Annotated in this window: 23 protein-coding genes; 18 read left to right on the forward strand and 5 right to left on the reverse strand. The window is 71.5% G+C overall.

Annotated elements, in window-relative coordinates; genetic code table 11:
* Positions 1-70: 70 nt before the first annotated feature.
* Together prcB and prcA are read left to right on the forward strand one after the other, a co-directional pair.
* Positions 71-916: a proteasome subunit beta gene (prcB, locus tag ACFWJX_RS37300; protein ID WP_383251022.1), complete on the forward strand. Its 846-nt coding sequence runs from the start codon at positions 71-73 to the stop codon at positions 914-916.
* Between the two features lie 58 nt (positions 917-974).
* The gene (prcA, locus tag ACFWJX_RS37305) at positions 975-1,721 is read left to right on the forward strand and encodes a proteasome subunit alpha (RefSeq protein ID WP_383251024.1); all 747 of its coding nucleotides are present in this window, start codon (positions 975-977) and stop codon (positions 1,719-1,721) included.
* A 57-nt stretch (positions 1,722-1,778) separates the two neighbouring features.
* Here prcA and ACFWJX_RS37310 read toward each other — a convergent pair whose 3' ends face one another.
* On the reverse strand, positions 1,779-2,792 hold the full coding sequence (locus ACFWJX_RS37310) for a LacI family DNA-binding transcriptional regulator (RefSeq protein WP_383251026.1): 1,014 nt from the start codon (positions 2,790-2,792) through the stop codon (positions 1,779-1,781).
* A 120-nt stretch (positions 2,793-2,912) separates the two neighbouring features.
* On the opposite strand from ACFWJX_RS37310, the gene ACFWJX_RS37315 reads away from it, so the two are divergent.
* The 11 genes from ACFWJX_RS37315 (at position 2,913) to ACFWJX_RS37365 (ending at position 14,360) form a co-directional block, all read left to right on the forward strand.
* Positions 2,913-4,172 carry an MFS transporter gene (locus ACFWJX_RS37315; protein WP_383251028.1) on the forward strand — a complete coding sequence of 420 codons (1,260 nt, stop codon included), beginning with the start codon at positions 2,913-2,915 and terminating at the stop codon, positions 4,170-4,172.
* Between the two features lie 9 nt (positions 4,173-4,181).
* On the forward strand, positions 4,182-5,543 hold the full coding sequence (gene pafA / locus ACFWJX_RS37320; protein WP_252553349.1) for a Pup--protein ligase: 1,362 nt from the start codon (positions 4,182-4,184) through the stop codon (positions 5,541-5,543).
* A gap of 132 nt (positions 5,544-5,675) precedes the next feature.
* Complete coding sequence (locus tag ACFWJX_RS37325; protein ID WP_383251030.1) at positions 5,676-6,686, forward strand: FKBP-type peptidyl-prolyl cis-trans isomerase; 1,011 nt, start codon at positions 5,676-5,678, stop codon at positions 6,684-6,686.
* A gap of 59 nt (positions 6,687-6,745) precedes the next feature.
* Positions 6,746-7,117, forward strand: a complete 372-nt coding sequence (locus tag ACFWJX_RS37330) for an FKBP-type peptidyl-prolyl cis-trans isomerase (protein ID WP_073495330.1) — start codon at positions 6,746-6,748, stop codon at positions 7,115-7,117.
* Between the two features lie 129 nt (positions 7,118-7,246).
* Positions 7,247-8,224 (forward strand): helix-turn-helix transcriptional regulator, encoded by a 978-nt coding sequence (locus ACFWJX_RS37335; RefSeq protein ID WP_383251032.1) that lies wholly within the window; start codon positions 7,247-7,249, stop codon positions 8,222-8,224.
* A gap of 18 nt (positions 8,225-8,242) precedes the next feature.
* Positions 8,243-9,328 (forward strand): helix-turn-helix transcriptional regulator, encoded by a 1,086-nt coding sequence (locus ACFWJX_RS37340; RefSeq protein WP_383251033.1) that lies wholly within the window; start codon positions 8,243-8,245, stop codon positions 9,326-9,328.
* Positions 9,325-9,618, forward strand: a complete 294-nt coding sequence (locus ACFWJX_RS37345; protein ID WP_383251035.1) for a hypothetical protein — start codon at positions 9,325-9,327, stop codon at positions 9,616-9,618. Before ACFWJX_RS37340 ends, ACFWJX_RS37345 begins: the two co-directional genes overlap by 4 nt.
* 20 nt (positions 9,619-9,638) lie before the next feature.
* Entirely contained in the window at positions 9,639-9,833 is a 195-nt protein-coding gene (locus tag ACFWJX_RS37350; protein ID WP_383251037.1) for a hypothetical protein, read from the forward strand.
* A gap of 260 nt (positions 9,834-10,093) precedes the next feature.
* Positions 10,094-10,381, forward strand: a complete 288-nt coding sequence (tatA, locus tag ACFWJX_RS37355) for a Sec-independent protein translocase subunit TatA (RefSeq protein WP_356563334.1) — start codon at positions 10,094-10,096, stop codon at positions 10,379-10,381.
* Between the two features lie 47 nt (positions 10,382-10,428).
* On the forward strand, positions 10,429-11,373 hold the full coding sequence (gene tatC, locus ACFWJX_RS37360; RefSeq protein ID WP_383251040.1) for a twin-arginine translocase subunit TatC: 945 nt from the start codon (positions 10,429-10,431) through the stop codon (positions 11,371-11,373).
* Between the two features lie 134 nt (positions 11,374-11,507).
* Complete coding sequence (locus ACFWJX_RS37365; protein ID WP_383251042.1) at positions 11,508-14,360, forward strand: DEAD/DEAH box helicase; 2,853 nt, start codon at positions 11,508-11,510, stop codon at positions 14,358-14,360.
* Positions 14,361-14,558: 198 nt separating this feature from the next.
* Here ACFWJX_RS37365 and atzF read toward each other — a convergent pair whose 3' ends face one another.
* The 4 genes from atzF to ACFWJX_RS37385 are packed head-to-tail and all read right to left on the reverse strand — an operon-like array spanning position 14,559 to position 21,257.
* Complete coding sequence (gene atzF / locus ACFWJX_RS37370; protein ID WP_383251044.1) at positions 14,559-16,202, reverse strand: allophanate hydrolase; 1,644 nt, start codon at positions 16,200-16,202, stop codon at positions 14,559-14,561.
* Positions 16,203-16,216: 14 nt separating this feature from the next.
* Positions 16,217-19,759 (reverse strand): 5-oxoprolinase/urea amidolyase family protein, encoded by a 3,543-nt coding sequence (locus tag ACFWJX_RS37375; RefSeq protein WP_383251045.1) that lies wholly within the window; start codon positions 19,757-19,759, stop codon positions 16,217-16,219.
* Entirely contained in the window at positions 19,756-20,436 is a 681-nt protein-coding gene (locus ACFWJX_RS37380; protein WP_383251047.1) for an urea amidolyase associated protein UAAP2, read from the reverse strand. Before ACFWJX_RS37380 ends, ACFWJX_RS37375 begins: the two co-directional genes overlap by 4 nt.
* Positions 20,433-21,257 carry an urea amidolyase associated protein UAAP1 gene (locus ACFWJX_RS37385; RefSeq protein ID WP_383251049.1) on the reverse strand — a complete coding sequence of 275 codons (825 nt, stop codon included), beginning with the start codon at positions 21,255-21,257 and terminating at the stop codon, positions 20,433-20,435. The genes ACFWJX_RS37380 and ACFWJX_RS37385 overlap by 4 nt, the downstream gene beginning before the upstream one ends.
* Before the next feature lie 709 nt (positions 21,258-21,966).
* Between ACFWJX_RS37385 and ACFWJX_RS37390 the strand changes: the two genes are divergently transcribed.
* The 5 genes from ACFWJX_RS37390 to ACFWJX_RS37410 all read left to right on the forward strand — a co-directional run bounded on the left by ACFWJX_RS37390 (position 21,967) and on the right by ACFWJX_RS37410 (position 25,890).
* On the forward strand, positions 21,967-22,593 hold the full coding sequence (locus ACFWJX_RS37390; RefSeq protein ID WP_383251051.1) for a TetR/AcrR family transcriptional regulator: 627 nt from the start codon (positions 21,967-21,969) through the stop codon (positions 22,591-22,593).
* A 271-nt stretch (positions 22,594-22,864) separates the two neighbouring features.
* A complete protein-coding gene (locus ACFWJX_RS37395; RefSeq protein ID WP_383251053.1) occupies positions 22,865-24,493 on the forward strand; it encodes a sensor histidine kinase in 1,629 nt (542 codons plus the stop codon).
* Complete coding sequence (locus ACFWJX_RS37400; RefSeq protein WP_356563317.1) at positions 24,490-24,897, forward strand: roadblock/LC7 domain-containing protein; 408 nt, start codon at positions 24,490-24,492, stop codon at positions 24,895-24,897. The genes ACFWJX_RS37395 and ACFWJX_RS37400 overlap by 4 nt, the downstream gene beginning before the upstream one ends.
* Positions 24,894-25,289 (forward strand): DUF742 domain-containing protein, encoded by a 396-nt coding sequence (locus tag ACFWJX_RS37405; protein ID WP_383251055.1) that lies wholly within the window; start codon positions 24,894-24,896, stop codon positions 25,287-25,289. Before ACFWJX_RS37400 ends, ACFWJX_RS37405 begins: the two co-directional genes overlap by 4 nt.
* Positions 25,270-25,890, forward strand: coding sequence for an ATP/GTP-binding protein (locus ACFWJX_RS37410; protein WP_383251057.1), 621 nt, complete (start codon positions 25,270-25,272; stop codon positions 25,888-25,890). The genes ACFWJX_RS37405 and ACFWJX_RS37410 overlap by 20 nt, the downstream gene beginning before the upstream one ends.
* The last annotated feature ends 77 nt before the right edge of the window (positions 25,891-25,967 follow it).

Genomic DNA, 25,967 nt, shown 5'->3' on the forward strand with positions numbered 1-25,967 from the left:
CGCGGGCCGGGTAGGGTCCCTGGCATACCGATGTTTCACCTGTGAATTCGGCCTATCCGGAAGGAACCTCGTGGAAGCCAACTCCCTTGGCATCGGGCGTCTGCCAGCAGCCTTCCTGACGCCCGGATCCGCCTCTTTCATGGACTTCCTGTCCGACCACCAGCCGGACCTGTTGCCCGGCAACCGGCAGCTCCCCCCGACGCAGGGCGTGATCGAGGCGCCGCACGGTACGACGATCGTGGCCGTGACCTTCCCCGGTGGTGTGGTGCTCGCCGGTGACCGTCGCGCCACCATGGGCAACGTCATCGCGCAGCGCGACATCGAGAAGGTCTTCCCGGCGGACGAGTACTCGGCCGTCGGGATCGCCGGCACCGCCGGTCTGGCCGTCGAGATGGTCAAGCTCTTCCAGCTGGAGCTGGAGCACTTCGAGAAGGTCGAGGGTGCCCAGCTGTCGCTGGAGGGCAAGGCGAACCGGCTGTCGACGATGATCCGTTCCAACCTGGGCATGGCCATGCAGGGCCTGGCCGTGGTCCCGCTGTTCGCCGGGTTCGACGTGGACCGCGACAGGGGCCGGATCTTCTCCTACGACGTCACCGGCGGCCGCTCTGAGGAGCACAACTTCGCGGCGACCGGCTCGGGCTCCGTCTTCGCGCGCGGCGCCATGAAGAAGCTCTACCGCCGCGATCTGAGCGAGGAGGAGGCCACGACGCTCGTGGTCCAGGCCCTCTACGACGCGGCGGACGACGACTCGGCGACCGGTGGTCCCGATGTCGCCCGCCGGATCTACCCCATCGTCACCGTGATCACCGACGACGGTTTCCGCCGGCTCACCGACGACGAGTCCTCCGAGATCGCCCGCTCGGTGCTGGCGCGCCGTCTCGAGCAGCCGGACGGTCCCCGGGCCGCGCTGCTGTAGCCGGCCGCCCCCTTGGCAAGGTGATCGAGTGACTTCCACAGAAAGGGACGGATAGCCGGTGTCGACGCCGTTCTATGTCTCACCCCAGCAGGCGATGGCCGACCGCGCGGAGTACGCGCGCAAGGGCATCGCCCGCGGTCGCAGCCTGGTCGTGCTCCAGTACGCCGACGGCATCGTGTTCGTCGGCGAGAACCCGTCCCGCGCGCTGCACAAGTTCAGCGAGATCTACGACCGGATCGGCTTCGCCGCCGCCGGCAAGTACAACGAGTACGAGAACCTGCGGATCGGCGGCGTTCGCTACGCCGATCTCCGCGGCTACACCTACGACCGTGACGACGTGACCGCCCGCGGCCTCGCCAACGTCTACGCCCAGACGCTGGGCACCATCTTCTCCTCGGCCGGCGAGAAGCCCTACGAGGTGGAGCTGGTGGTGGCCGAGGTCGGTGAGACGCCGGACGGAGACCAGATCTACCGGCTGCCGCACGACGGGTCGATCGTGGACGAGCACGGCTCGGTCGCGGTCGGTGGCAACGCCGAGCAGATCAGCAGCTACCTGGACCAGCGCCACCAGGACGGCATGAGCCTCGCGGAGGCCCTGAGCCTCGCCGTCCAGGCCCTGTCCCGCGACACCAACGGCACGCAGCGGGAGATCCCCGCGGAGCGCCTGGAGGTCGCGGTGCTGGACCGTACGCGGCCGCAGTCGCGGAAGTTCAAGCGGATCGTCGGCCGGCAGCTGGGACGGCTTCTGGAGACCGACGGCGCGTCGACCGAGGCGGAGAGCGCCGAGGAGCCCGACGAGAAGTAGCCCGACGCGCTCCTGCTGTGCCCCGGCCGGTTCCACGGCCGGGGCACAGGCGTCTCCTCAGGCCCTCGGCGGGGCCGTGGAGCCCCGGACGACCAGCTCGACCGGGATCTCCCCCTCTTCGGGGGTGCGGCCCTCCAGGACGGCCAGCAGGGCCCGCATGCCCCGTTCCCCGAAGAGTTCGGCGTCCAGTCGTACGGTCGTCAGCTCGGGGTCGAGGGCGGCGGCCAGCGCGATGTCGTCCACGCCGGTGACGGAGACGTCGTCGGGGACCCGCAGTCCGCGTCGCCGTACGGCCTTGTAGACGCCGGCGGCGAGTTTGTCGTCGTCGCAGACGACGGCGGTGGGAGGGGGGCCTGGGACGTCCAGGGCGGCCTCCGTGGCTGTGAGGGCGCCTTCGATGGTCATCGGGGTGGGGGCGGTCCGCAGCGAGGTGCCGGGCACGGTGGCCAGGCGGGCGGCCAGTTCACGCGCGCGTACCTCGAAGGTCCAGGACGGCACGTCCGCGGCCAGGTGCAGGAAGTGCCGGTGGCCGAGGTCCAGCAGGTGGTCGGCGACCTGTCGGGCGCCGTCGGCGATGTCCAGGTTGACGGTGGCGGAGCCGAGGCTGCCGGCCGGGTCGCTGTCGAGCATGACGAGGGGCAGCTGGTCGCCGCGGATGGCGGTGAGGGCGTCGGCGGCCATGGAGGAGGCCAGGACGCCGTCCAGGGCGGCCGGGGCGGAGGCGAAGGGGTCCGGGGCCGGGCCGATGCCCTCGGGGGAGGGGTAGAGCACCACGCCGAAGCCGTGGGCGGCGGCGAGGCGGGCGGCGCCGGTGTAGACGCCGGCGAAGAACTCGGTGGTCAGTTCCGGGACGACGAGGAGGACCGTGCGGGTGCGGCCCAGGCGCAGGTTGCGGGCGGCCAGGTTGGGCCGGTAGCCGAGGTCGCGGGCGGCCTGCCGTACCCGCTCCGCGGTGGCCTCGGAGACCCGGCCGCGCCACTTGTCGCCGAGGACGAGCGAGACGGCGGCCTGGGACACCCCCGCGGCCTGGGCGACGTCACGGCTCGTGGGGCGCGTGCTGGCTCGTGCCACCGTGGGCCTGCTCTTTCGTATGGACGGGTGAACAGCGCACATGGTACGTATGACCGAGACACGTTATACGTAAAACCTGAGCGGCACGGACCGCCTCGGGTCAGCCGACGGAGGCGGGACATGGCCGCGCGATACCTGGAGATCCTCAGGGCGAGACACGCGGCCCGGCTGCTCGCCGGCACCCTCGTGGGGCGGCTGCCCAGCGCCACGGCCGCCATTGCGATCGTCCTCTTCGTCCGCGCCGAGGACGGCAGCTACACCCTCGCCGGCGCCCTGGCGGCCGTCTACGGCCTCGCCAACGCCGTCGGCCAGCCCCTGCTCGGCCGCCTCGTCGACCTGCGTGGCCAGCCGCGCGTGCAGTTGCCCGCCGCGGTCGCCGCGGCCCTGGCCATGGCCGTCTTCGCCTTCACCGGCACCGACCCGCTGGCGCTCGCGTACGTCTCCGTCGCGGCCGCCGGGCTGTTCACCCCTCCCCTGGAGGGCGGCCTGCGGGCGCTGTGGCCGTCGGTGTTGCGCCGGGAGGACCAGGTGCACACGGCGTACGCCATGGACGCGGTGGCGCAGGAGGTGATGTTCGCCGTCGGACCGCTGCTGGTGACGCTGTGCACCTCGCTCTGGTCGGCGCAGGCCGCGCTGCTGGTGATCAACGCGCTCGGCGTGCTCGGCGCCCTGACCGTGGTCCTCTCGCCGCCCTCGCGCGCGTGGCGCTCCGCCCCGCGCGAGGCGCACTGGCTCGGCGCGCTGCGCTCGCCCGGCCTGCTGGTACTGCTGGGCGCCTTCCTGTTCGTCGGCATCGCGCTGGGCTCCATCACGGTGGCCGCCGTGCCGTACGCCGACGACCACGGGGGTGACGTGGTGTACGGCTGGCTGATGGCCGCCGTCGGGATCGGCGCGCTCGTCGGCGGTGTGGCGTACGGGGCGCGGCAGTGGACGGGGGTGCCGGAGCGGCGACTGCGGGTCCTGGTGGCCTTTCTGGCGCTGTGTTATCTGCCGCTCATGCTGATGCCGGGCGCGGTCGCCATGGTGGCGCTCACGGTGCTCGCCGGTGTGTTCCTCGCGCCCGTCCTCGCCTGCGCCTTCGTCATCATCGACCGGCACGCGCCGCGCGGCACGGTCACCGAGGCGTTCTCCTGGCTGGTGACGACTTTCACGGTCGGCCACTCGCTCGGAACGGCCGTGGCGGGGCCGGTCGTCGAGGCGGGCGGCGCCCAGTGGGGCTTCGTCGTACCGGGTGCGGCGGGCGCTGTGGCACTGGTGGTTTTGCTGGCCACAGGGCGGGTACTCGCACTTCCCGCCGGAAGTGGGGTTGTTGCGGCTTCATCGGAAAATGATCCAAACCGTGCTGCCGAACCCCGTTTCAGTTCAGGGGATCGGGCGTAATGTTCACTCATGGACCGCCGCATTTTCGGGCTGGAGAACGAGTACGGCGTCACGTGCACGTTCAGGGGACAGCGCCGCCTGTCGCCTGACGAGGTGGCGCGATACCTCTTCCGCCGTGTCGTGTCATGGGGCCGAAGCAGCAATGTCTTTCTGCGGAACGGCGCCCGCCTCTATCTCGACGTGGGATCGCATCCGGAATACGCGACACCCGAATGTGACAATGTGACCGAACTGGTCACCCACGACAAGGCCGGCGAGCGCATTCTCGAAGGACTCCTGGTGGACGCGGAACGACGCCTGCACGAGGAAGGAATCGCGGGCGACGTCTACCTCTTCAAGAACAACACCGACTCGGCGGGCAACTCCTACGGTTGCCACGAGAACTACCTGGTGGCCCGGCACGGGGAGTTCTCCCGGCTCGCGGACATCCTCATTCCCTTCCTGGTGACCCGGCAGCTGCTGTGCGGCGCCGGCAAGGTGCTCCAGACGCCCCGCGGGGCCGTCTTCTGCGTCAGTCAGCGGGCCGAGCACATCTGGGAGGGCGTCTCCTCGGCGACGACCCGCTCGCGGCCCATCATCAACACCCGCGACGAACCGCACGCCGACGCCGAGCGCTACCGTCGGCTGCACGTCATCGTGGGCGACTCGAACATGTCCGAGACGACCATGCTGCTCAAGGTCGGCGCGACCGACTTGGTGCTGCGCATGATCGAGGCGGGCACCGTCATGCGTGACCTCACCCTGGAGAACCCGATCCGGGCGATCCGCGAGGTCAGCCACGACATCACCGGGCGGCGCAAGGTGCGCCTGGCCAGTGGCCGCGAGGCTTCCGCCCTCGAGGTGCAGCGCGAGTACTACGAGAAGGCCGTCGACTTCGTCGAGCGCCGCGGCATCCGCACCGGCACCGTCGACCAGGTCCTGGAGCTGTGGGGCCGCACGCTCGACGCGATCGAGGCCGAGGACCTCGACCGCATCGGCACCGAGATCGACTGGGTCATGAAGTACAAGCTCATCGAGCGGTACCGGGCCAAGCACAACATGACCATGTCGAACCCGCGCGTGGCGCAGATAGACCTCGCCTACCACGACATCCACCGCCGTCGTGGCCTCTACTACCTGCTGGAACGCAAGGGCCAAGCCGCCCGGATCTGCAACGACTTGAAGATCTTCGAAGGCAAGTCGGTTCCGCCGCAGACCACTCGGGCGCGGTTGCGCGGTGACTTCATTCGCCGGGCGCAGGAACAGCGGCGGGACTTCACCGTCGACTGGGTCCATCTCAAGCTCAACGACCAGGCACAACGCACGGTGTTGTGCAAGGACCCGTTCCGTTCGGTGGACGACCGGGTCGAGAAGCTGATCGCCGGAATGTGACCGGGCAACGCGTTCCCCGGTAATGCCGGAACGCCACACGGGCGCCGTACGTTACGCGTACGGCGCCCTTCTCACGTCGTAGAGTTGCGCGCACGCCATCAGCCAAGATCAACCGATTACGAGGCCCCCACCGTGCGCCGACGCTCACTCATTCTCGCCGCCGTGCCCGCAGGACTGGTCACACTCGCCGGATGCGGGGACGACGACAAGTCCGATTCGTCGAGTGCGGTCGACAGCAGTGCGTCGCCCTCCGCCTCGGCCCCCTCCGCCGTGCCCGCCCCCAAGATCGTCGACGGACCTCTGCCGGCCATCACCGCGGGCACGAAGTTCGGGGAGAAGCCGACGGTCGCCAAGGGCAGTGGCGAGCCCTCCGACCAGCTCGCCGTCAAGACGGTCATCGCGGGCGGTGGCCGGACCGTCGCGGAGGGCGACTACATCCAGGCCCACTACCTCGGCCAGATCTGGGACACCGGGAAGGTCCTGGACAACTCCTACGAGCGCAAGGCGCCCCTGCTCGCCCAGATCGCGCAGGGCAGCACCATGGAGGGCTGGCGGTACGCCCTCACCGGTAAGAAGACCGGCAGCCGTGTGGAGTTCGCCGTCCCGCCCACCTGGGGCTTCGGCAAGGAGGGCAACGCGGAGGCGGGCATCAAGGGCACCGACACGCTGGTGTTCGTGTTCGACATCCAGGACACCTTCAACGCCAAGAGCTCGGCCAAGGGCAAGAACGTTCCGCAGGACGCCGCCGCCGTCCCGGTGGTCGGCACCAACACCGACGGCAAGGCCCCCTCCGTCAAGATCCCCAAGACCGATCCGCCGAAGAAGCTCGTGGCGGAATACGTCATCGAGGGCGACGGTGACGTGGTCGCGGCCGACAACACCGTCCTGGTGCAGTACAAGGGCGTCGTCTGGGACACCGGCAAGGAGTTCGACTCGACGTACAAGAACTCCGCGCTGACCTCCTTCTCGCTCCAGCAGGTCGTCAAGGGCTGGGGTCAGGGCCTGACCGGCAGGAAGGTCGGCAGCCGCGTCGTCATCGTCATCCCGCCCGACCTGGGGTACGGCGACCAGCCGCCGGCCGGCAGCGGCATCGAGAAGGACTCCACGATGGTCTTCACGGTGGACATCCTCGCGAAGATGTGACGCCGCCGTGATGTAAGACTGTGCTGTTGCCTTTCCGCGAACAAGCAGGAGCGTAAGACGTGAGCATCGAGAAGCCCGAGATCGACTTCCCGGGCGGCGAGCCCCCGGCGGACCTCGAGATCAAGGACATCTGGGAGGGCGACGGTGAGGTGGCGCAGGCGGGCCAGACCGTCTCCGTGCACTACGTCGGTGTCGCCTTCAGCACCGGCGAGGAGTTCGACGCCAGCTGGAACCGCGGCACCCCGTTCCGCTTCCCGCTGGGCGGCGGCAGGGTCATCAAGGGCTGGGACCAGGGCGTGCAGGGCATGAAGGTCGGCGGCCGTCGCCAGCTGACCATCCCGGCCCACCTCGCCTACGGCAACCAGAGCCCGACCCCGGCGATCAAGCCCGGCGAGACGCTGATCTTCGTGGTCGACCTGCTCGGGGTCTGATCGTCGTACGACCGGTCTCGACCACCTGGGGCCCATGCCTGTCCGGGCATGGGCCCTCGGCTTTGCCCGGGCACCGCGGAGCGGTACGGTCATCCGTCGGAAGCACCATAAGAAAGGCGAAGGGCGTCGATGGCCATTGCCAAGGCAGAGCGGCTGATGAACCTGGCGCTGTGTCTGCTCGGGACGCGGCGGCCGCTCAGCAAGCGCGAGCTGCGTGACTCCATCGAGGCCTACGTCGAGGCGTTCGGTCCGGGCAGGGGCGCGGCCGGCTCGGACGATTCCTTCAACCGGATGTTCGAGCGGGACAAGGACGACCTGCGCGAGCTGGGCCTGGTCATCGAGACCGTCGAGAGCCTGGACGGCGAGGTCGGCTACCTCGCCCGCCGTGACAGCAACCGGCTGCCGCCCATCACCCTCGACGCCGAGGAGGCCGCCGCCCTGGGCCTGGCCGCCAAGGTGTGGCAGCAGGCCAGACTCGCCGGCGCGGCCAGCGGCGCTCTCCAGAAGCTGCGCGCGGCCGGACTGCCCGAGGACGTCGACCCGTACGAGCCGCACAGTGCTCTGGAACCGCGCATCCCCGTCCACGAGGCCGCGTTCGAGCCGCTGATGCTGGCCTGCCGCGACCGGCGCCCCGTCCTCTTCGACTACCGCAAGGCCACCGCCGCCCGCCCCGAGCCCCGGCACGTCGAGCCGTGGGCGCTGGAGTGCTGGCGCGGCCACTGGTACCTCGCGGGCTGGGACCGCGACCGGGGCGCCGAACGCGTCTTCCGGCTGTCCCGGATCACCGGCAAGGTGCGCTCGCGCGGTACGGCCTTCACCACGCCCGTGCCCGACGTCGTCACCGTCCGTGAGACCGTCGCGAGCTGGGCGGGGGAGACCGCCGACCGCAGTGCGCTGATCCGGCTGCGCGGCGGCTCCGGGTACCCCTTGCGGGCGAGGGCCACGGCGGTGCGGGAACTCGGTGACGGCTGGGACGAGTTGGAGATTCCGTACGGGCACGGGCTGGACGCCTGGCTGGTGGAGTTCGGGCCGGACGTGGTGGTGCTGGAGCCCGCGGAGCTGCGGGCCGACGTGGTGGACCGGCTGCGCGCCGTGGCCAAGGGCTGAGGGGGAGCGAGCAACACAGTGGCAGGCAAACCGGTCAGGCCGGCGAACGCGATCGACCAGACCCGGCGGATGCTCTCCCTGGTGACGTATCTGCGGGAGCGCCCCGGAGCGCGCATCGAGGACGTGGCACGGGCCTTCGGGATCACCGAGGACGAGCTGGTCTCCGACCTCGACGTGCTGCCCATGTGCGGCACCAGCTTCCGCGGCGGTGACTTGCTCGACATCGACACCGACGGCGAGCGCATCTGGTGGCACAACCCGGCCGCCCTCGGCGCGGACGCCGCCGAGCCGCTGCGGCTGGCCGCAGACGAGGCGACCGCGCTGCTGGTGGCCGCCCGCGCGGTGGCGACCCTGCCGGGGCTGCGCGAGAGCGACCGCCAGGCGCTGCTGCGGGCCACCGCCAAGGTGGAGACCGCGGCCGGGGAGGCGGCGGGCGCCAGCTCGCGCCTGTCGGTGACCTTCGAGGCCGAGGGCGGTGTCTTCGCCGACGTCGACCGGGCGATCTCCGAGCGCCGCCGGCTGTGGATCCGCTACTACTCGCCGGCCCGCGACGAGGTCACCGAGCGCGAGATCGACCCCATCCGCCTGGTCAGCGTCGGGCACACGTACGTCGAGGCCTGGTGCCGCCGCTCCGAGGCGCGCCGCACCTTCCGGCTCGACCGGGTGGCCGAGATCAAGATCCTCGACGAGCCCTCGGCGCCGCCCGAGGTCGAGCTGCGGGACCTGTCGGAGGGGCTGGTCCAGCCCGCCGCCGAGGACCCGGAGGTCGTCGTCGAGGTGGGGCCCGGCGGGCGCTGGGTCGCCGAGTACTACCCGCACGACAGCGCCGATGAGCTGCCCGACGGCGGACTGCGAATCACTCTGCGCACGCCCGAGCCGGCCTCCCTGCGGCGCCTGGCACTGCGGCTCGGCCGCGACGGCCGGATCGTCTCGCCGCAGGACCTCGCCGACAGCGCCCGCCGCGCCGCGCGCGAGGCACTGGCGGCGTACGACGGGATGGAGGCCGCGGGCGTCGAGGCGTACGGCGGCACGGCGGACACGGCCGGTGGAAATACCGGGCAGCGGGTGCGGGGGCGGATCGACGGGCGGGAGCAGCAGCTGTGAGCGAGTCGGTGACGACGTCCGGTGTGCGGGACATCTCGGTGGCCTCGGCGTTCTCGGGGATGAGAAGCGTGGCCCCGGTGGTCTTCCGGGCCGGCTGCCCGGACTGCCGCGGCCGTTTCGAACTTGCCGCGGGGGCGCTGCGCCTGGCCATCGGCGGCTCCAGCCGCACCACGTTCTACTCCTTCACCTGCCCGGACTGCGGCGCCGCCGTGCGCAAGCCGGCCGGTGAGCGGGTCGTCGAGCTGCTCACCGGGGGCGGGGTCAGGACCCTGCGGCTGCAGGTGCCGTAGCAAGGTCTAGGCTCGGCGTCATGTTCTGGCCGATGTTCGCCGTAGCCGTGGGTTTTCTGGGTCTCGCCGTTCTCGCGGTGTGCGCCGTCCGGGTCTTCCTGGAGGCGCAGCGCCTCGGCCGGCAGGTCTCGGATTCCGCGCAGCGCATCAACCGGGCCGCCGAGGAGCTGGAGCGGGCGTCCCTGAGCGCGGCTCGGGCTGTGGACACCGTGTGAGTACCGCTGTGACCGTCCTGTGAGTCCCGCGCGGAACGCGTTTTGGGTCACTTCGCCCTCCCGCCGCGGCGGTTCGGACAGGTACGCTGCTGGTCGCGGTCCGGAGAACGAGGCCCGGAACGCGGACGGGAGTACGCACGGGGATTGCCTCACGTTTACCCCTGAGCGTTACGATCGCTGTCAGCACGATCGTTCGGACACATGTCCGACCGGTCGGACGGCAGTCCCACCCAGCCGCCTCGGTGAGAAGGTAAAGACTTATGTTCGGAAGGCTCGGCGCCCCCGAGATCATTCTCATCCTCGTCGTCATCATCCTGCTGTTCGGCGCGAAGAAGCTTCCGGACATGGCGCGCTCGCTCGGCAAGTCCGCGCGCATCCTCAAGAGCGAGGCCAAGGCGATGAAGGACGAGGGCAGCAGCACGGCCACCCCGGCCGGCCCGCCCAACGACGGCGAGCAGCCCCCCGCTCAGCGCACGATCCAGGCCTCCCCCGGTGACGTGACCAGCTCGCGCCCGGTCAGCGAGCCCACGGATTCGACCAAGCGCTGACGCAGGGCCGGTGATCTCCGGCCCGCCGCACGAGATGGGAACGTGGGTTGCTCAAGTCTGCCCGCAAGAAGGAGAAGGACCCGGAGGGGCGGATGCCCCTCGCGGAACACCTTCGTGAGCTGCGCAACCGGCTCGCGAAGGCGCTGTTGGCCATCGTCGTCGTGACGATCGTCGCCGCCTTCTTCTACAAGGACATCATCGAGTTCTTCACGAACCCGATCCTGACCGCGGTGGGGTGCGATTCGACCTTCTCGGAGCTGGCGCAGCAGAGCAGCGGCAACTGCGCCCGCATCGTTCTGAACGGTCTGCTCACCCCGTTCACGCTCGCCCTGAAGGTGTCCCTGATGGCGGGTGTGATCTTCGCGTCGCCGGTCTGGCTCTACCAGTTGTGGGGCTTCGTCGCGCCGGGACTGCACAAGCACGAGCGCAAGTACGCCTACGCCTTCGTCGGCACCGGCGTACCCCTGTTCCTCGGAGGCGCCTTCTTCGCGTACAAGACGCTGCCGACGATGGCGAAGGTGCTCCTCGAGTTCTCCCCGGCGGATCTGGACAACCAGCTGCCGCTGGACGATCTGCTCGACCTCATCGTCCGCATGGTGCTCGTCTTCGGCCTCTCCTTCGAGCTGCCCCTCCTGCTGGTCATGCTCAACCTGACCGGGGCGCTGACCGGCCGGCGCATGATGAGCTGGTGGCGCGGCATGATCATGGGCATCACGGTCTTCGCGGCGGTGGCCACGCCCAGCACCGACCCGCTGACCATGCTGGCGCTCGCCGGGCCGATCTGGATCCTCTACTTCTTCGCGACCGGCTTCTCCCTGCTGAACGACCGCCGCAGGCGTCGCCGGGACGCCCTGGCCCCCGCCGACGACGAGGCCTCCGAGCTGGATCTCACCCCCGAGGCCATCGGCGAGGTCGAGGCGGTGGCCCCGAGCCGGGCGCTGCCCGAGCAGGCGACCGCCGAGCGCGTCAACGGCTACGACGACGTGACCTGAGCACCGGAACGGATCTCCCGCGCGGCCGGGGCGCCCACGTGGCGCCCCGGCCGCGCGCCACTGTGCCCACGCAGGCACGCATCGTGAGGCCCTGAACTGCGCGGACGCGGGTTTCCCGGCAGCGGATCCGGATAATGATCGTCCTGTTGTCAGTGCGGCCCGGTACGCTCGAAAGCACGATGACAGAGGACCTCTCACCGGCCGAGCGGTACGCGGCAGCCCGTAAGCGTGCTGTCGAGCAGGCCACCGCGCTCGCCTCCTTCCGCGAGATGTACGACTTCGGTCTCGACCCCTTCCAGATCGAGGCCTGCCAGGCGCTCGAGTCGGGCAAGGGCGTCCTGGTGGCCGCCCCGACCGGCTCGGGCAAGACGATCGTCGGCGAGTTCGCCGTCCACCTCGCCCTCCAGCAGGGCAAGAAGTGCTTCTACACGACACCCATCAAGGCGCTGTCCAACCAGAAGTACTCCGACCTGTGCCGTCGCTACGGCGCCGACAAGGTCGGCCTGCTCACCGGCGACAACAGCGTCAACTCCGATGCCCCGGTGATCGTGATGACCACCGAGGTCCTGCGGAACATGCTGTACGCCGGTTCGCAGACCCTCCTCGGCCTCGGGTACGTGGTGATGGACGAGGTGCACTACCTCTCCGACCGCTTCCGGGGTGCCGTATGGGAGGAAGTGATCATCCACCTCCCCGAGTCGGTCACCCTGATCTCCCTCTCGGCGACCGTGTCCAACGCCGAGGAGTTCGGCGACTGGCTCGACACCGTGCGCGGCGACACCGAGGTGATCGTCTCCGAGCACCGGCCCGTGCCGCTGTTCCAGCACGTGCTCGCCGGGCGGCGGATGTACGACCTGTTCGAGGAGGGCGAGGGCCACCGCAAGGCCGTCAACCCCGACCTCTCGCGGCTGGCCCGTATGGAGGCCAGCCGGCCGTCGTACCAGGACCGCAAGCGCGGCCGGAACATCCGCGAGGCCGACCGGGAGCGCGAGCGCAGGCAGCGGTCGAGGGTGTGGACCCCCGGACGGCCGGAGGTCATCGAGCGGCTCGACGCCGAAGGCCTGCTGCCCGCGATCACGTTCATCTTCAGCCGTGCCGCCTGCGAGGCCGCCGTCCAGCAGTGCCTGTACGCGGGGCTGCGGCTCAACGACGAGGACGCGCGCGAACGGGTCCGCGCCCTGGTGGAGGAGCGCACCGCCGCCATCCCCGACGAGGACCTGCACGTCCTCGGCTACTACGAGTGGCTGGAGGGCCTGGAGCGGGGCATCGCCGCCCACCACGCGGGCATGCTGCCGACCTTCAAGGAGGTGGTCGAGGAGCTGTTCGTGCGCGGGCTGGTCAAAGCCGTCTTCGCCACCGAGACCCTCGCGCTCGGCATCAACATGCCCGCCCGCTCGGTGGTGCTGGAGAAGCTCGTCAAGTGGAACGGCGAGCAGCACGCCGACATCACCCCCGGCGAGTACACGCAGCTCACCGGCCGGGCCGGCCGACGCGGCATCGATGTCGAGGGACACGCCGTCGTGCTGTGGCAGCGCGCCATGAACCCCGACCACCTGGCCGGTCTGGCGGGCACCCGTACGTACCCGCTGCGCTCCAGCTTCAAGCCGTCGTACAACATGGCGGTCAACCTGGTCCAGCAGTTCGGGCGGCATCGCTCGCGCGAGCTGCTGGAGACCTCCTTCGCACAGTTCCAGGCCGACCGGTCGGTCGTCGGGATCTCGCGGCAGGTGCAGCGCAACGAGGAGGGGCTGGAGGGCTACAAGGCCTCCATGACCTGCCACCTCGGCGACTTCGAGGAGTACGCGCGACTGCGCCGCGAACTCAAGGACCGCGAGACGGAGCTGGCCAAGCAGGGCGCGGCCCAGCGGCGGGCCGAGGCGGCGGTGGCGCTGGAGAAGCTGAAGCCGGGCGACGTCATCCACGTGCCCACCGGCAAGTACGCCGGGCTGGCGCTGGTCCTCGACCCGGGCCTGCCCGCCGGACGGGCCAACGGCCATCGCGGCTTCGAGCACCAGGACGGTCCGCGCCCGCTCGTCCTGACCGCCGAGCGGCAGGTCAAGCGGCTGGCCTCGATGGACTTTCCGGTGCCGGTCGAGGCGCTGGAGCGGATGCGCATCCCGAAGTCGTTCAATCCGCGCTCGCCGCAGTCCCGCCGGGACCTCGCGTCCGCGCTGCGCACCAAGGCCGGGCACATCGAGCCGGAGCGCTCCCGCAGGGGCCGGTCCCAGGCCGCCGACGACCGGGAGATCGCCCGTCTGCGCGCCGCGCTGCGCGCCCATCCCTGCCACGGCTGCTCCGACCGGGAGGACCACGCACGCTGGGCCGAGCGCTACTACCGGCTGCTGCGCGACACCTCGCAGCTGGAGCGCCGGATCGAGGGCCGGACGAACACCATCGCCCGGACCTTCGACCGGATCGTGGCCCTGCTGACCGAGCTGGACTACCTGCGGGGCAACGAGGTCACCGAGCACGGCAAGCGGCTGGCCCGGCTGTACGGCGAGCTGGACCTGCTGGCGAGCGAGTGCCTGCGGGCCGGGGTGTGGGAGGGTCTGACCCCCGCCGAACTCGCCGCCTGCGTCTCGGCGCTGGTGTTCGAGGCCAGGACCAGCGACGACGCGATGGCGCCGAAGCTGCCCTCGGGCAAGGCCAAGGCCGCGCTCGGCGAGATGGTGCGGATCTGGGGCCGGCTGGACGCTCTGGAGGAGGACTTCCGGATCAGCCAGACCGAGGGCGTCGGGCAGCGCGAGCCCGACCTCGGCTTCGCCTGGGCCGCCCACATGTGGGCCTCGGGCAAGGGCCTCGACGAGGTCCTGCGCGAGGTCGAGATGCCGGCCGGGGACTTCGTGCGGTGGTGCAAGCAGGTCATCGACGTCCTCGGGCAGATCGCGGCAGCCGCGCCCCCGGAGAGTTCGTCGGTGGCGAAGAACGCCCGCAAGGCCGTCGACGCCCTGCTGCGGGGCGTCGTGGCGTACTCGTCGGTGGGCTGAGGAGGCGTAGGCGGGCGGCCTGGACCGTTGGAGCGGAACAGGGTCGCCCGTTCGCCTCGACGGGTCAGGTGTGCCTGCCAGCCCGGTACTTCTTGGTGTTCTGCGGGTCTGTCGGAGTCGATGGTCTTGTCGGGGGTCGAGGCGGTGTAGGTGGTGGGCGGGCTGGACCGGTCGGGGGAACAGGGCCGTCCGTTCGCCTCAGCGGGTCAGGTACGCCCGCCAGCCTCCGTACTCCGTGATGTCCTCCGCGTCCGTCAGTGCGGAGGGTTCGCAGAGAAAGCCCGGGAGTTGTGTGCCGTCGGTGAGGGTGACGCGTCCCAGGGCCATCGGGCGGGGGAGGGCGGCCAGCAGGCCGCCCAGGCCCGCTGCCGGGAGGCGCCAGACCTCCACCTCGACCGGGGCGCCGCCCTCGCCCACGTGGACGAGGCCCGGCTTCGGCGGGGTCGTCCGCAGGGCGTGCAGGCGGTACACGGGGGCCGTCGTCGTCGTACGGTCCAGTACGGCGCCCAGGGACAGGAGCTGGGAGTTCAGCGGCTGGCCGGTCAGATGTGCGCCCGCGACGGCGACGTAGGTGTCGGGCCGGAGCAGGTGCGCGACGCGGGTGAGCCGTTCCTCCGTGAAGGCCCGGCCGATCAGCATCACGCCGAACGGCAGGCCCCTCACCTCGCCCGCCGGGACGGCCACCGCGGACAGGTCGAAGAGGTTCGTGGAGTTGGTGAAGCGGCCCAGGCGGGCGTTGGCGCCCAGCGGGTCGGCCGCGACCTCGGCGAGGGTGGGATGGCCGGGGGCGGTGGGGAGCAGCAGGGCGTCGGCGTCGGCGAGCGCGGTCAGCGCCCGTGCGCGCAGGGCGGCCAGGCGGTCGGTGTCGGCGTGGAGCCGGTGGGCCGGGATGTCCCGGGCGCGGGTGATGATGCCGGCGACGGTGGGGTCGAGGCCCGCACCGCCCTCCGCCAGCAACTTGTCGACAAAGGTACCCACCGCGGTGTAGCGCTCGGCGACGAACGCGCCCTCGTAGAGCATCGCCGCAGCCTCGGTGAACGGGGCGAGGTCGATCGTGCGGATCTCGGCCCCGGCGGACCGGACCTGCCGTACCGCCGCCTCGTACGCCTCGGCCCAGCCCGGGTCCAGTTCGCCGAGCTGGTCGAGGGGCGGCACCGCGATCCGCCAGGGGCCCGGTGCGCGGGCCGGCAGCGGATGGCCGGGTGCGGACGTCATGTGGGCCAGGGCCTGTTCCGCCTCCGGCAGGGTCCGGGCGAACACCGTCACGCAGTCCAGGGACGCGCAGGCCGGGACCACACCCTGGGTGGACACCAGGCCGCGGGTCGGTTTCAGGCCGACGATGCCGTTGAAGGCGGCCGGGACGCGGCCCGAGCCCGCCGTGTCCGTGCCGAGCGCGAGGTCGACGATGCCGAGGGCCACCGCGACCGCCGAGCCGGAGCTGGACCCGCCGCTGATCCGCTCCGGGTCGCGGGCGCCCCGTACGGCGCCGTAGGGCGAGCGGGTGCCGACCAGGCCCGTCGCGAACTGGTCCAGGTTCGTCGTGCCGAGGACGAGCGCGCCCGCCGCGCGCAACCGGGCGACCACCGGGGCGTCGGCCTCGGGCTCGTAGGCGTACGCCGGGCAGCCCGCCGTGGTGGGCAGGCCCGCCACGTCGATGTTGCCCTTGACGGCGAGCAGCCGGCCGGCGAGCGGCAGGTGCTCGCCCGCCGCCACCCGGGCGTCCAGGGCGCGGGCCTCCGTCTCGACGGCCGCCGAGGGACGCAGGCCGATCCAGATCTCGGGGCGGTCGACGGCCTCGATGCGGGCGTGGGCGGCACGGACACGGGCGAGCGTGGTGGACATGTCTGGTTCCTCTTTCACTGTGCGGCGGCGGGGGCGGGGACCGCGGGGGCCAGGACGAGCAGGGCCGTTCCCGCCTCCACCTGGTCGCCCGGCCTGGCCAGGACCTGTGCCACCACACCGTCGACCGGCGCGTGCACCCTGGACTCCATCTTCATCGCCTCCAGGGCGAGCAGCGGCTGCCCCGCCGCCACCTCGTCACCGGCGCTGACGTTCAACTGCCAGACGGACGCGGCGAACTCCGCCTCGACCAGGCGGCCGCCGGGCGGCACGGTCACCTCGGCCGGTGCGGCCGGGGGCGCCGTCGCGGCATCCGCGCGGGCGAACTCGCCCGCCGCCTCCCAGGCGTCCCGTTCCGCGCCGAACGCCGTCTGCTGCCGGTTTCTGAACTCGGCCACGGAGTCGGCGTGTTCGACGAGGAACGCCTCGTACTCGGCGAGTGAGAAGGTGCCCTCCTCGATGCGCGGCACGAAGCGTCCCGAGATGATGTCGGCCCGCAGCTCCAGGAGTTCGTCCGCGTCGACCGGGTACCAGCGGATGCGGTCGAAGAACCGCAGCAGCCACGGCCGTCCGGGCTCGAACGCGCCGCGCTGCCGCCAGGGCGACCACACCTGCGTCGTACGGCCCACGAACTGGTAGCCGCCGGGGCCCTCCATGCCGTAGACGCACAGGTAGGCGCCGCCGATACCGACCGAGTTCTCGGCCGTCCAGGTGCGGGCCGGGTTGTACTTCGTCGTGACCAGGCGGTGGCGTGGATCGAGCGGGGTGGCGACCGGCGCGCCCAGGTAGACGTCACCGAGGCCGAGGACCAGGTACTCCGCGGCGAAGACCGTGTCGTAGACGTCCGCCACCGAGTCGAGGCCGTTGACGCGGCGGATGAACTCGATGTTCCACGGGCACCAGGGGGCGTCGTCGCGCACGCCCGCCATGTAACGGGCGATCGCCTCGCGGGTCGCCGGGTCGTCCCAGGACAGGGGGAGATGGACCGTACGGGAGGGCACCACCAGCTGGTCCGTCGGCGGGAGGGAGGCGGTCATCTCCCTTACGACGGCGAGGAGTTCGCTCTGCGGCAGCCGATCCGGGTCCGTGCGGATCTGGAGGGAACGGATGCCCGGCGTGAGGTCGGTGACGCCGTCCAGGCAGGCGTCGGACACCGCCTCCATCAGCGCGTGGACGCGCATCCGCAGCGCCAGGTCCAGTTGCATCGGACCGAACTCGACGAGCAGGTTGTCGTCGCCGCTGCGCCGGTACGTCACGTCCCCGTCCCGCGCCAGGACGCCGCCGTCGACGATCACGGGCCGGAGACCGCCGTCCACGTCGGCCGGCACGAACCGCACGGTGTCGCCGGGGCGGAGCTGGCCCAGCTTCCAGCGCTCGCCGCTCAGGATCGTCGCCGGGCACACGAACCCGCCCAGGGACGGGCCGTCCGGGCCGAGCAGCACCGGCATGTCGCCCGTGTAGTCGACGGCACCGACGGAGTACGGCGTGTCGTGGATGTTGGACGGGTGCAGCCCCGCCTCCCCGCCGTCGGTCCGCGCCCAGCGCGGCTTGGGGCCGACCAGCCGGACGCCGGTACGGGCCGAGTTGAAGTGGACCTTCCAGTCGGCCGCGTAGAAGTCGCGGATGTCGTCCTCGGTGAAGAACTCCGGGGCCGCGTGCGGGCCTTCGGCGGCGCTGATGTGCCAGACGGAGGTGAAGGCGGGGCGGTCCACGACGGGGGTGGTGTCGCCCCCGGCGGCCGTCCCGGCGGCCGTCCCGGTGTGCAGGACGTCCCCGGTCCGCAGGGCCCGGCCGCCGTGACCGCCGAACCGGCCCAGCGTGAAGGTGCTCGCGCTGCCCAGGAAGGCGGGCACGTCCAGGCCGCCGGCGAGGAGGACGTAGGTCCGCAGGCCGTGCTCGACGGGAGCGCCGACCTCCAGCAGGGCACCGGCCGGTACGGTCACCGGCTCCCACTGGGCGACCGGCGTGCCGTCGACGGTGACCGCCGCGGGCGCGCCCGTGACGCACACGGTCGTCGGACGGCTGAAGCGCAGGGCCGGTCCCTGGAGCGTGCACTCCAGGCCGGGGGCGCCCTCGTGGTTGCCCAGGGCCCGGTTGCCGAGGCGGAAGGAGCGGTCGTCCATCGGGCCGGACGGTGGCACGCCGACCTGCCAGTGCCCGGTGCGGCCGGGCCAGTCCTGCACGGTGGTGAGCGTGCCGCCGGAGACGACCTCGATGCGCGGGGTCGGGTCTTGCACCTCGGCGAGCGTGGCCGTCGAATGGGCCGCCGCCACGAACCGGGGGTCCGCCAGCGCCGCCCGCACCAGGCCCAGGTTGGTCTCGATGCCGTCGATCCGGGTCCTGGCCAGCGCCTCGTCGAGGCGGGCCAGCGCGTGAACCCGGTCGGAGCCGTACGCGATCACCTTGGCGAGCATCGGGTCGTACGCCGGGCTCACCTCGGTGCCGGTCTCCACCCAGCCGTCCACGCGCACCCCGGCCGGAAACTCGACCCGCGTCAACAGGCCGGCGCCGGGCCGGTGTTCGCGGCTCGGGTCCTCCGCGTACAGGCGGGCTTCGACGGCGTGACCGCGCGGCGGGCCGGGCTCGTGGACGACGTCCCGCTCACCGCGGGCCAGGCGCAGCATCCAGGCGACCAGATCGACGCCGTAGATCTCCTCGGTGACCGGATGTTCCACCTGGAGGCGGGTGTTGACCTCGAGGAAGTAGGCCTCCTCGCGGGCCGCGTCGTAGACGAACTCGACGGTGCCGGCGGAGCGGTAGCCGACCGAGGCGCACAACTCGCGGGCGCTGGTGGCCAGCTGCTGTCTGATGCGGTCGGGGAGTCCCGGTGCCGGTGCCTCCTCGACCACCTTCTGGTTGCGGCGCTGGAGGGAGCAGTCACGGTCGCCGAAGGTGACGACCCGGCCCTCGCCGTCGCCGAAGACCTGCACCTCGACATGGCGGGCGTCCTCGACGAGGCGCTCCAGGAAGACACCGGCGGAGGAGAAGGCGGCGGCCGCCACGCGCTGCACGCGCTCCCAGGCGTCCGTCAGTTCGTCGGCGGAGCGACATGCCGACATTCCGATGCCGCCGCCACCGCCGGTCGCCTTGAGCATGACCGGGTAGCCGATGCCGGCCGCCGCGGACAGCGCCTCGTCCACGGAGGGCAGCAGTCCCGTCCCCGGCGCCAGCGGTACGCCCGCCGCCTCGGCCGCCGCGCGGGCGGTGTGCTTGGCGCCGAACAGCTCCAGGTGCTCGGGCGTCGGGCCCACGAACACGATCCCGGCGTCCGCGCAGCGGCGCGCGAAGGCCGCGTCCTCCGAGAGGAAGCCGTAGCCGGGGTGGATCGCGCCCGCGCCGGTGTCCTTGGCCGCCTTCAGGACCAGGTCGCCGTCGAGGTACGACTCCTTCGGCGGCGCCGGGCCCAGCCGCACCGCCTCGTCGGCGAGCCGGACGTGCGGGGCGCAGCGGTCGGGGTCGGAGTACACGGCGACCGTGCGCAGGCCCAGTTCGCGGGCCGTGCGGATGACGCGGACGGCTATCTCGCCACGGTTGGCGACCAGCAGCGTGTCGAAGCTCATGCGCTCGCTCCGTCGGTCGTCGCTCCGCCGGCAGTCGCCCGGTCGGTCGTGGCCTGGTCGGTCGTGGCCCCCTCGGGCGTCGTCGCGCCGGTGATCGTCATCTCCACGGCCGTCGGCTGGAAGCCGTTGCAGGGGTTGTTGATCTGGGGGCAGTTGGAGACGAGGACGAGCACGTCGCGTTCGGCGCGCAGGGCGACCGTCAGGCCCGGCGCGGACAGGCCGTCGACGATGCCGAGGGTGCCGTCCTTCTCGACGGGCACGTTCATGTACCAGTTGATGTTGGACACCAGGTCCCGCTTGCCGAGGCCGTGCCTGGCGCCCTCGGCCAAAAAGTTGTCCACGCACGCGTGCTGCGCCCAGGTGTGGTGGCCGTAACGCAGGGTGTTGGACTCCTTGGAGCAGGCGCCGCCGACCGTGTCGTGCCGGCCCACGTCGTCCCCGACGACCGTCATCAGAGCGGTGTGCTCGTTCGACAGCAGCACGCTGCCCGTGGTGAGGAAGATGCCGCCCTGGGCGTGGATCGTGTCGGGGGCGCTGTAGCGCACCGACGTGTCGTGGGCGTCGTACACGAGGCAGTCGACGGCCTGGTTGCCGTGCAGGTCGGTGATGGTGAGCGTCTCGCCGGCCCGGACGACGGACGACCAGGCGGCACGGGCGGGAACGACGGTCGTGCTCATGCGAGCCCCCTCGCGGTGAGGAATTCGACGGTGTTGAGGAAGGCGCGGCGGCCCTCGGGAGTGGCCTCCCACAGGGGGTCGCCGGGCCGGGTGGGCGCGGCCCGCCAGGCGAGGACCTCCAGTGGGGTGCTGACGTACTCCGCGCGCGGGTCGGCCGGGTGCGGCACGTTGGCGATCAGCACGGTCACGTCCTGCTCGGCGCGCAGGGTGATGTCCCCGCCGGGGCCGGCCGAGCCGGTGAAGTCGAGGGTGCCGTCGCCCCGGACCTCCACGCCCTGGAAGAAGGAGAGCGAGGGTGGCAGGTCACGGGGTTCGAGGCCGTTCTTCGCGGCGGCCAGTTTGAACAGTTCGCGGCCGGCGGGGGAGGGGGACTGCGGGGTGCCGTCGCCGTACCGCGCGGTGTTGCGGACGAGGGTGGAGGTGCCGCACAGGGCGTCGTGCCGGCCCGAGGTGTCGGCGACGACCGAGGCCAGCACCCGCCCCTGGTCGGAGAGGAGCAGTACGCCCTCGCCGAGGTAGGCGTTCCACTGGACCTTGACCGTGTCGGCGGCGTTGAGCCGCTCCCAGGGGCGGTCGGCGGCGTACAGCAGCAGGTGCGCGCAGGCGTCGCCGCGTAGGTCGGTCAGGCGCAGCTCGGTGCCGCGGGCCAGGACCCGGTGCGTGTAGTTGCCGCCCGCCACCGTCTCGGCCCACACCAGGTGGCCCGCCTCGCAGGGCGGGGCCGGCCAGTCCGCGGCCGGGACGATGGGCATCGTCTCGGTACGCGTGCCCTCCTGGGCGCGCGCATGGGCACGGGCCCCGTACGTGGTCGCTGTCGCCATCAGGTCCTCCGGCTGGGGCTGGGGTGAGTTCGGTCGTCTCTAATTTCTGTCGCCCGACAGAAATTAGGGGCGGGTCGGGTCACCGCCGTTGCCGCCGGGTTGCCGCGCTGTTACCGGCCGCTCACGACTGTTGTCGGGAGCGGCGCGGGGGGCGTTGGCGGGCGTTTCGCGAAGGCCGCCGAGGGCTGTCCGGGTCGGCGTGCTCTGCGGTGAGGTGGCCGCGCCGGGTGAGGTGGTCGCACGTGTGGAGGCGGCCGCGTTCGGTGAGGTGGCCGCGCCTCGCGTGGAGGCAGCCGCGTTCGGGGCGGGATCGCCGCGTTCGGCGGGAAGTCGGCGTCCGGCGATTCGTCGAGGCCGCCGTGTGTGTCGTGGGGTGGGGCGTGCAGGGTGTGGGGGTGGGCGTGCCCGTCGTGGGGTAGGGCGTGCAGGGTGTCGGGGTGGGCGTGCCCGTCGTGGGGTGGGGTGTGCTGGGTGTGGGGGTGGGCGTGTGTCGTGGGGTGGGGCGTGCAGGGTGTCGGGGCGGGCGTGCCCGTCGTGGCGCGTGGCCTCCTGGGTGTGGAGGCCGCCGTGTCCGTCGCGGAGGCGGGCCCTGATCGGGGCCGAGAGCGCTGTGCCCTGCTCGGAGCCGAAGGCGCCGTGCCCTTCGCTGCGGTCGCCGTCCGGTCTCTCGCCAGGTCGCCGTCCGGTGCCGTGTGCGAGGATCGAACGCATGGGGACGACCAGTGGGCGCCGAGTCGGCCGGCCGCGCGCCGCGCAGCGGCCCGACAGCGGGCTGGAACCGCGAGCCGAACTGCTCTCGGCCGCAGCGGAGTTGTTCACCACCCGCGGCTACGCGGCCACCACCACCCGGGCCGTCGCCGAGCGGGCCGGCATGCGCCAGGCCTCCATGTACCACTACGTCTCCGGCAAGGAGGAACTCCTCGCTGCCCTGCTGGAGTCCACGGTCACGCCGTCCCTGACGTACGCCCGTGAGCTGCTCGCGGACGACACGCGGTCGGCCGCGGACCGGCTGTGGGAGCTGTGCCGCACCGACGTGGAGCTGCTCTGCGGCGGCCCGCACAACCTCGGCGGGCTGTATCTGCTTCCGGAGGTGCGTACCGAGCGGTTCGCCGGGTTCCATGCCGTGCGCGCGGAACTGAAGGACTGCTACCGGCAGTTGCTCGCCGCGACCCCGGCGGGCGGCACCCTCGCCAAGAGCGAGCTGGATCTGCGGACCGATCTCGTCTTCGGGCTCATCGAGGGCGTCATCCTCGTCCACCGCTCCGACCCGGAGCGCCCCGTCTCGGACTTCGCCCGCGCCACGGCCGACGCGGCGCTGCGCATCGTCGGCGCCTGACGGCGGCCTCGCACCCGCTGATTCACCCGTCCTGGTGAAGGTTTTCGCACGCCCGCACATCGTTACGCACGGTGTGCGAACGAACTCCGTACGTGTAAAACGCCCGAGGTTACTCCAGGTGCTGCCGTGGTTTCAGGCGGTTGCCGAATATGACACGGCGATGATCCGGTCGGACTAAGCTCGCCCGCGGCGCACCGAGTTGAGGCGTATTCGTGCGCTTGTTCCCCAATACCCCGAAGATACCGACAGATCCCCTACAGAGGGTGCCCACATGGTGAGTGTTCAGTCCCCACCCGGTCGGCGAGAACTGGCCTACGCGCGCTTGGTGTTGCTGCCGGCGATACTGATGGCCGCGGCGACCGGCGCGGCCGTCGCCCTGGTGGCGGCGCCGGCCCAGACCGCCGTCGGCGCCTGCGGAGCCGTCGCCACTCTCCTGGTGATCGCCGCCGGGGCCGAGTCGGTCCGCCGCGGCCGTCAACTGAAGGAACTGCGCGCGGAGAAGGAACGCCGGATCGCGTACCTGGAGCGCCGGGTCGCCGCCCAGGGGGAGCAGAACCTCCGGCTCGCCGACTACTTCGTCCCGCAGGCGGTGGCCTGGCTGCGCGCCGGGAACTCGCCCCGCGAGGTGATGCTCCACTTCGCCGACGTGGACGCCGACTACCGCGACCTCGACAAGGGCCAGCAGAAGGTGGTCAAGGGGATCCTCGAGATCGTCGACCACGAGGAGGCCCTGCGCGACTCCGCCCAGCGCTCGTTCGTCAGCGTCGCCCGGCGCGTCCAGGCCATCGTCCACCAACAGGCCGCGGAACTCCGGGAGATGGAGGAGGACCACGGCCGTAACCCCGAGGTCTTCGACGACCTCCTGCGCATCGACCACGGCACCGCCCTGATCGGCCGTCTCGCCGACTCCATCGGCGTGCTCGGCGGCGGCCGCCCCGGCCGCAACTGGCCCCAGCCGGTCCCGCTGTACAGCGTGCTGCGCGGCGCCATGTCCCGCATCCTGGAGTACCGCCGCATCCAGCTCGACTCCATCGCCAAGGTCAACATCCGCGGCCTGTCCGTCGAACCGCTGATCCACGCGCTCGCCGAACTCCTCGACAACTCCACCCGCTACTCGCCGCCCACCAGCAAGGTGCACGTCAACGCGGTCGAGGTGCAGACCGGCATCGCGATCGAGATCGAGGACGCCGGCGTCAGCCTCAGCGAGGAGGCCCGCGCCAAGGCCGAGCGCATGCTGGAACAGGCCATGGCCGGTGTCGACATCCAGGACGTCGGGGGCACCCCGCGCCTCGGCCTCGCGGTCGTCGGCCGGCTCTGCACCGCGTTCGACATGCAGGTGTCGCTGCGCACTTCGGCCTACGGCGGCGTCCGCGCCGTACTGATCGCGCCGAGCGAGATGGTCACCTCCGACCCGGCACCCGGCTTCGCCCACGGCATCGGCGCCACCGCCGTACCGCAGATCGACCTGGGCAACATCGAGGTCGAGAGCCCGAAGCGGCCCCCGAAGAAGCGCCGTCCCACCAACCCGAGGATCCCGGCGGGCGTCTCCCTGGACGACGACGAGGTGCCCGAGGTCACCGAGTGGACCGACAAGGGCCTGCCGCAGCGCCGCAGCAAGACGACGATCCCGATCAGCCAGCGCTACCGCGAGGCGTACGCCGCCCAGGCCGCCGAACTCGCCGGTGAGCCCGATCCGTTCGCGCAGCCGAAGCCGGAACCCGATCCCGACATGAAGCGGCAGGAGCCCGGCGTGGCCTTCGAGGCCTTCTGGGAGGGCCTGAAGAAGGAGGCCCCTCCGGGGCACCACCCGACCGACTTCACCCGCAATCCCACCGCCTACCTGCACCTGCTCAAGGACAAGGCCAAGTCCGAGGCCGACGACGAAGGGGACCTCACGTGATCCAGCAGCGCCAAAACTTCGACTGGCTGCTCAAGGAGCTCTACGACGGCGTTCCGGGCATCGAGATGATCGTCGTGCTCTCGGCCGACGGGCTGCGCATCGCCCGCTACGCCGGTGACCCCGACGCCGCCGACCGCGTCGCCGCCGCCTGCGCAGGCCTCCAGAGTCTGGCCAACGCCGTCGCCCAGGAGATCCACTCCAGCGACGGCGAGATGAACCTGGTCATGATCGAGCTGAACGGCGGTTACTTCTACATGATGTCCGCCGGAGCCAACGCCTACCTCGCGGTCCTCGCCGACGTGCGCTGCGAGGCCGGCCGGATGAGTGCCATGATGCGCGACCTCGTGGTCCGGATCGGCGCCCATCTGACCAGTCCGCCCCGCCGCAACGGGCAGAGCGTATGACGCCTCCGCAACGCCGGCGGCGCGAACCCGACCCGGAACCGTTCCCGCAGCCGCCGAAGGAGGGGGAGGGCAAGAACCCCGAGCGGCTGTACATCATCACGGGCCCGGACGGCGAACGCGCGCCCCTCGACCTCGTCACGTTAATCGTGGCGCGCGCAGAACCGCCCTCCTCCGCCACCCCTGAGCAGTCGGCCGTGCTGCGGATGTGCCGGGCCCCGCTGGCGGTGGCCGAGGTGTCGGCCTACCTCAGCCTGCCGTTCAGCGTGGTGACGGTGCTGCTCACCGAGATGCTGGCGGCCGAACTCGTCCATGCGCGCGCCCCGATCGTCCGGCAGCACCTTCCCGACCGTTCCCTCCTCGAAGCGGTGATGAATGGACTTCAACGGCTCTGACACCATCCCCGGCCCACGCGCCGAGGATCATCTGCCGCACACGACCACGGCGGCGGCCAAGATCGTCATCGTGGGCGGCTTCGGTGTCGGCAAGACGACCATGGTCGGGTCGGTCAGCGAGATCAAGCCGCTGACCACCGAGGAGACCATGACGCAGGCGGGTATCGGCGTCGACGACAACTACGGCTCCGACACCAAGACCGCCACCACCGTGGCGATGGACTTCGGCCGGATCCGCATCACGGACCAGGTCGTGCTCTACCTCTTCGGCACACCGGGCCAGGAGCGGTTCTGGTTCCTGTGGAACGGCCTGTTCGAGGGCGCCCTCGGCGCGGTCGTCCTGGTCGACACCCGCCGCCTGGAGGTCAGCTTCGAGGTCATGGGCCGGCTCGAGGAGCGCGGTGTGCCCTTCGTGGTCGCCGTCAACACCTTCCCCGACGGGCCCCGGTACCCGCTCGACGACCTGCGGGGCGCCCTCGACCTGCCGCCCGAGATCCCGATCATGGAGTGCGACGTGCGCCGCCGGGCCTCCAGCCGCGACGTGCTGATGACGCTGACGCGCTTCCTCCACGACCTCGCGCTGGCCGGCAACCTCACCTGACACCCGCCGCCCCCCCCGACCCTCCTCGGACTTCCCGGACTTCCCGGACTTCCCGGACCACCGACCCTCCCGACCCT

The organism is Streptomyces sp. NPDC058335, from assembly GCF_042723915.1.
In the GTDB taxonomy this organism is placed as follows: domain Bacteria; phylum Actinomycetota; class Actinomycetes; order Streptomycetales; family Streptomycetaceae; genus Streptomyces.